Source organism: Halorubrum yunnanense (assembly GCF_026586675.1).
GTDB classification, from domain to species: domain Archaea; phylum Halobacteriota; class Halobacteria; order Halobacteriales; family Haloferacaceae; genus Halorubrum; species Halorubrum yunnanense.
Window position 1 is genome coordinate 1 of the sequence record NZ_JAODIX010000044.1, and the last position, 6,152, is coordinate 6,152.

The 6,152-nt window shown below is 69.3% G+C and carries 5 protein-coding genes; 4 read left to right on the forward strand and 1 reads right to left on the reverse strand.

Translation table 11 applies throughout. The annotated features are described in order from the left end of the window. Window positions 1-272: 272 nt before the first annotated feature. Window positions 273-1,088, reverse strand: a complete 816-nt coding sequence (locus N5096_RS11245) for an SDR family oxidoreductase (RefSeq protein WP_267664777.1) — start codon at window positions 1,086-1,088, stop codon at window positions 273-275. Window positions 1,089-1,247: 159 nt separating this feature from the next. Between N5096_RS11245 and N5096_RS11250 the strand changes: the two genes are divergently transcribed. The 4 genes from N5096_RS11250 to N5096_RS11265 all read left to right on the forward strand — a co-directional run bounded on the left by N5096_RS11250 (window position 1,248) and on the right by N5096_RS11265 (window position 5,265). Continuing rightward, window positions 1,248-2,747: a phytoene desaturase family protein gene (locus N5096_RS11250; RefSeq protein ID WP_267664778.1), complete on the forward strand. Its 1,500-nt coding sequence runs from the start codon at window positions 1,248-1,250 to the stop codon at window positions 2,745-2,747. After that, a complete protein-coding gene (locus N5096_RS11255; protein ID WP_267664779.1) occupies window positions 2,744-3,637 on the forward strand; it encodes a prenyltransferase in 894 nt (297 codons plus the stop codon). The genes N5096_RS11250 and N5096_RS11255 overlap by 4 nt, the downstream gene beginning before the upstream one ends. After that, complete coding sequence (gene cruF, locus N5096_RS11260; RefSeq protein ID WP_267664780.1) at window positions 3,634-4,518, forward strand: bisanhydrobacterioruberin hydratase; 885 nt, start codon at window positions 3,634-3,636, stop codon at window positions 4,516-4,518. The genes N5096_RS11255 and cruF overlap by 4 nt, the downstream gene beginning before the upstream one ends. Window positions 4,519-4,707: 189 nt before the next feature. Beyond that, window positions 4,708-5,265: a diadenylate cyclase gene (locus tag N5096_RS11265; protein ID WP_267664782.1), complete on the forward strand. Its 558-nt coding sequence runs from the start codon at window positions 4,708-4,710 to the stop codon at window positions 5,263-5,265. The last annotated feature ends 887 nt before the right edge of the window (window positions 5,266-6,152 follow it).

A 6,152-nucleotide genomic window follows, 5' to 3' on the forward strand; every position in this document is an offset into this window, starting at 1 on the left:
CCCCCCCCCCCCCCCCCCGAGGCTGGGGAGGCGTGAGGTGCGGTTGCGGTGCGGTCGGGCGGGACTCAAAGGGGCAGCTGGGAGGACGAAGCACGGCGACAGAAGCACCGCAGCGAAGGAGCGGGAGCGACTGAGCGAGGAGCGCACCGAGCCGCGCGAGTCCTCCCGGCTGGGGCTTTGGAGGTGTTCACCGCCGATCTACGATCAGGTATTTATAAGCGAGCGGCCGGGGCCTTCGCGACCCTCGTCGCCGACCCGAGATCACCTCAGTCCTATCGCGTCGCCTTCTTCCATTCACGCAGCCCCAACCGACCGCCGTTCAGGTCCGCGGCAGGCGCCTCGGTGGCCGCCCAGACGAACAGCGGCGCGACGCTCTCGGGGTCGCGGGCGCGCTCCATCCCGGTCAGGTCGGTCGCGACGAGCCCCGGGTCGACGACGCCGACCGTCGCGTCGAGGTCGGCCGCGAACCCGCGCGCGACCGCCTCGGCCGCGGCCTTCGAGACGGCGTACGCGCCCATGCCGGCCTTCGACTCGTGGGCGACCGAGCCGGAGGGGACGATCACCCGCGCGTCGTCGGCGAGGTGCGGGACCGCCTCGGTGACCGTCGCGAAGACGCCGCGGGCGTTGGTGCGCATGGTGTCGTCGTAGTCGGCGTACGAGAGGTCGTCCGTCGGGCGCTCGCCGGGCCCAGCGTGGAAGACGGCGGCGTTCGCGAACACGACGTCGATCGGCCCGCCTTCGCGGGCGGCCCGCTGGAAGAAGCGCTCGATGTCGAACTCGTCGCGGACGTCGACGCGGTCGCCCCACGCCGTGCCGGCGGCGTCGGGGGCGTCCTCGTCGTTCTCTCCGCCGTGGACGTCCTCGCCGTCTGCCTCGCCGCTGGCGTGTCCGCCGTCCGCCCCGGCGGCGTCCTCGCTATCTCCCCCGCCCCCGTTGTCCCCCTCGCCGTTGAGCTCCGCGACGGTCCGATCGACGGCGTTCCCGTCGCGGCCGGAGACGGCGACGAACGCCCCCGCCTCGACGAACGCCTCGGCCACCGCCCGCCCGATCCCGCTCGTTGCGCCGGTGATCGCGACCGTCGGTTCCATATGAGACTCGATAGGGACGACGGCGACTTAGGCGTACCCACTTGCGGCGCCGATTGACGGCCGGTCGCCGCGTCGACCGGCGGCTGCCCGCGGCTCGGGTCAGCGCCCTCCGGCCGCGTCTGGCCGGTATTTATACCGCCGCCGCCCCTACGAGATCACATGGACGTGGCCCCGGACATCGACGCCGTGGCCGGCGAGTCCGTCGTCGTGATCGGCGGCGGATTCGGCGGCCTCTCGACCGCGTGTTACCTCGCGAACGCCGGCGCGGACGTGACCCTCTTGGAGAAGAACGAGCAGCTCGGCGGGCGTGCGAGCCGGCTGGAGACCGACGGGTTCCGGTTCGACATGGGTCCCTCGTGGTACCTGATGCCGGACGTGTTCGAGCGCTTCTTCGGCCACTTCGGCCGCTCGCCCGACGAGTTCTACGAGTTGGAGCGCCTCGACCCCCACTACCGCGTGTTCTGGAAGGACGGCGACAAGGTCGACGTGCTCCCCGACCGAGAGAAGAACAAGCAGCTGTTCGAGGAGTACGAGCCCGGCGCGGGCGAGGCGTTCGAGGCGTACCTGGAGGAGTCGGAGCGGACGTACAACATCGGGATGGAGCACTTCGTCTACGAGGACCGCCCGCGGCTCCGCGACTACGTCGACAAGGACGTGATGCGGTACTCGTGGGGACTCTCGCTGCTCGGCAAGATGCAGGGGCACGTCGAGAGCTACTTCGACCACCCGAAGCTCCAGCAGCTGATGCAGTACACCCTCGTCTTCCTCGGCGGGTCGCCGTACAACACCCCCGCGCTGTACAACCTGATGAGCCACGTGGACTACAACATGGGCGTCTACTACCCCGAGGGCGGGATCGGCGCCGTCGTCGACGGCATCGTCGAGCTCGGCGAGGACCTCGGCGTGGAGTACGTCACCGACGCCGAGGTGACGGGGATCGAGGGGCGCCGCGGCGGGTTCGCGGTCGACGCCGCCGACGGCGAGCGCTACCTCTCCGACCTGGTCGTCTCCGACGCGGACTACGCGCACACCGAACAGGAGCTGCTCCCGCCGCGCAAGCGCCAGTACACGGAGGAGTACTGGGAGTCGCGGACGTACGCCCCCTCTGCGTTCCTGCTGTACCTCGGCGTCGAGGGCGACGTGCCGGACCTCGAACACCACACGCTGGTGTTGCCGACGGCGTGGGACGAGCACTTCGCGCAGATCTTCGACGACCCGGCGTGGCCCGACGACCCCGCCTACTACCTCTGTGTTCCCTCCGAGACCGACGACACGGTGGCGCCGGAGGGCCACAGCAACCTCTTCGCGCTCGTCCCCATCGCGCCCGGGCTGGAAGACACTCCCGAGCTCCGCGAGGAGTTCCGCGACCGCGTGTTAGACGACATCGCGGAGAACACCGGGACCGAGCTGCGCGACCGGATCGTCTTCGAGGAGACGTTCTGCGTCAACGACTTCGCCGACCGGTACAACAGCTACCGCGGGAGCGCGCTCGGACTGGCGCACACGCTGCGACAGACCTCGCTGCTCCGGCCGTCCCACGAGTCCGACGCGGTCGACGGCCTCTACTTCACGGGGTCGACGACGACGCCCGGCATCGGCGTCCCGATGTGTCTCATCAGCGGACAGATAACGGCCGAGGCGGTCTCGAAAACGACGTGAGCGAGGCCGTGAGCGACACAGCGACCGACACGCGGTCGATCGCCGACGACCTCCGGTACCTGCTGGTGTTGTCGCGGCCGCGCTTCTGGCTGTACCTGGCGGGCCCCGTCGCGGTCGGGGTCACCTACGGGATCGCCGACGTGAGCGGCCTGTTCACGCCGACGACCGTGGCGCTGGCGGCGTACTTCCTCGTGCCCGCGAACGTCTTCCTCTACGGCGTCAACGACGCCTTCGACGCCGACATCGACGAGCTGAACCCGAAGAAGGAGGAGCGCGAGGCGCGCTGGCGCGGGAGCCGCCTTGTCGCCGTCGCGGTGCTGGCGTCGGCGCTCGCGGGGCTCGCCACCTTCGCGATCGCGCCGCGGGTCGCGTGGCCGTACCTGGGCGGGTTCCTCCTGCTGTCGGTCGGCTACAGCGCCCCGCCGGTGCGGTTCAAGACGACGCCGTTCCTCGACTCCGTCTCGAACGGCCTCTACGTGCTCCCGGGCGCGGCCGCGTACGCCACCGTCGCGGGGAGCCACCCGCCGCTCGCGGCGCTCGCGGGCGCCTGGCTCTGGACGATGGGGATGCACACGTTCTCCGCGATCCCCGACATCGAACCGGACCGGGCCGCCGGGATCCGGACGACGGCGACGCTGCTCGGCGCGGGCCGGACGTACGTCTACTGCTTCGCGTGCTGGGTCGCCGCCGCGGCCGCGTTCGCCGCGGTGGACCTCCGGCTCGGCGCGCTGCTCGGCGTCTACCCCGTCTTCGTCGCGTGGGTCGCTCTCTCGTCGGTGTCGGTCGACCGCGCCTACTGGTGGTTCCCGGCGCTGAACACCGTCGTCGGCACCCTGCTGGCGATGGGCGGGCTCTGGCGCGTCTACCCGATCACGGAGGCGCTCGCGTGAGCGACGAAGGCGGGTCCCACGAGTCGGTCTCCGCCGACGCGAGCGCCCTCCGCGCGCGGCTCCCCGACACGCGCCGCGGGGCCGAGGCCCTGCTCGACCGGACCGTCCGCGAGAACCGGTTCACCATCGCCGTGTTGTTCCCGCTGATCGGCGCGCTCGCGCTCGTCGGCAGCGCGGAGGGGTGGGTGCCGGAGCCGTTCGCCTTCCACCCGTGGTTCGTGCTGTTCGGCGTGCTCGTGATGCGGTCGCCGCTCGTCGTCGGCGTGTTGCCCGCGATCGACCGGCGGGCGCTCGGGTGGATCGCCGTCCTGACCGCGTACACCTACCTCATCGAGCTGGTCGGCGTCGCTACCGGGTGGCCGTACGGGAGCTTCGAGTACATCGTCGACCTCGGGCCGATGCTCGGTGGGGTGCCGGTCGCCCTCCCGGTCTTTTTTATCCCGCTCGTGATCAACGCGTACCTGCTGTGTCTCCTCCTGTTGGGCTCGCGGGCGTCGAACGGCTGGCTCCGGCTGGCGGCCGTGATCGCCGCGGTCGTCGCGATGGACGTCGTCCTCGACCCCGGCGCGGTCGCGCTCGGCTTCTGGAGCTTCGGCGACGGGGCCTTCTACGGCGTCCCGCTCTCGAACTACGCCGGCTGGGTGGTGTCGGCGACCGTCGCGGTCGTCACGCTCGACCGGGCGTTCGCGGGGACGACGCTGCGCGACCGCCTGCGCGACTGCGAGTTCATGCTCGACGACATGGTGAGTTTCGTGATCCTCTGGGGCGGGATCAACCTCTGGTACGGGAACCCCCTGCCGGCCGCCGTCGCCGCCGCGTTCGGCGTCGGGCTCGTCCGCGCTGACAGGTTCGACGCGGGGGTCTTCACGCCGTGGGACTGAGTCGATCGCCGGTCCTCGCGCGATAGGGCGGTTCGACCGGCTCGACCGGCTCGACCGGTTGACCGGTTCGAGCGGTTGACCGGCTCGACCGGCTTGACCAACCCGACTCGGAACCCCTTATATACCTCCCTCGCCTTCTCCCGGTATGAGCGTTCAGGAGCGTCGCGGGCGGCACGGCGGGGAGGCGGAATGAGTCGGCTGGCGATCGAGTACGGCGGCCACGAGCGCGTCCGGGAGGTCGTCGACCGGCTCATCTACTGCGCCGAGCACGTCAGCGTCGAGTTCGACGGCTGGGAGGAGCCGCACGTCAAGGGGCCGGGGCTGTACTTCGCGGTCGTCGCCGACCGCGACTACGGCGCGTACGCCGACCCGATGGGCGACAACCGCTGGCCCCGGGAGGGCTGCGCGTCGGTGTTCGACGAGGACGCCTTCATCGGCGCCGCTGAGACGGTGAGCGTCGAGCAGGACGGCGGAATCGTCGTCGGGGTCGACGGCGAGATCGAGGCGCAGATGGTGCGGTTCCGCGACCTGGGCACGCAGAGGGGCGAGTCTGACCTCGTCGACGACGTGGGCTACGAGCCGTGGATGGGGTCGCGGCACATGAGCGCGACCGAGACCTCGGTCCGACCGGAGGTCGTGGCGACGGTGACGCTGAGCGAGGAGACGGGGCGCGTGAGCGTCTTCCGCGACGGGGAGGCCGCGTCGATGCAGCGCCACGAGATCGGCGGCGAGTGGCGGGCGGGGTAGGCTTCGGGCGCGTTGCACTCCGCCCCGGAAGAGGCGTTCTCGTCCGCGGCGGCCGGTCGCCGAGAGGTGCTTCCCGACCGATGGGGGGTACAACCGACCGCAGGGTGTCGCCGTCGGTCGTTTATACAATACAAGGAGAATACCCGCGCCTTTACGCGCGGGATGAATCCGACACCACGGAATCAATCCACGTCTCGACACTTGTCTGAGATTTCCAATCCCTACTTTTACTTGGCAGGCAACCTCCGAAAGAGGTAGGAATCAGGCGAGAACAGAGTGATTTTGCCTCGTCCTACGATGGCGGCTTCGCCGCCCCAAGCAACCAAGCAATAATCGGAACCAGTCGATAACCGGCGAACCCTCACAGGATTCGACCGGAGTTGACTGCTGTAAGCAGCGTTAAACTAACTCCGAGTCCGTCGAGGTCTGCCGGACTCCCTGAGGCAAAAACAACTCTGGAAGTCCCGATATGACGGAGGATAGGAGTACCGGGGGGTTGGCACTCCTAGCAGTCCCACTCGCCACAGTCCGTGAATCTCGCACGGATTCTCACCGTGTCGGGGTTCGGTGAAACTGCAAACCTGAAATCTCCAACACTCAGGATTCCTTCGCGTGAACGCGGAGGAGGATGTCAATCTGACCGATCGCCCTGCGGTGACTCACTCCAAAGCCCCAGTCGCGAGGACTCGCGCGGCTCGGTGCGCTCCTCGCTCGCGTTGCTCGCTGCGGTGCTACCGTCGCCGTGCTTCGCCCCTCCGGGAGACTCTGTCTCCCGTGCCCCCCGCTCGCGCTGCTCGCGGGGATCACGACTGCCCCTTGATACGGTCGTGCGTTAGTTTTTACCTGTAATTACGGACAAAGATAGTTCCAGATATTCGGTTCATCAA

Coding starts and splice junctions, on each gene's coding strand:
- N5096_RS11250 (WP_267664778.1), top strand. CDS start 1,248: ATGGACGTGGCCCCGGACATCGACGCCGTGGCCGGCGAGTCCGTCGTC.
- N5096_RS11245 (WP_267664777.1), bottom strand. CDS start 1,088: ATGGAACCGACGGTCGCGATCACCGGCGCAACGAGCGGGATCGGGCGG.
- N5096_RS11265 (WP_267664782.1), top strand. CDS start 4,708: ATGAGTCGGCTGGCGATCGAGTACGGCGGCCACGAGCGCGTCCGGGAG.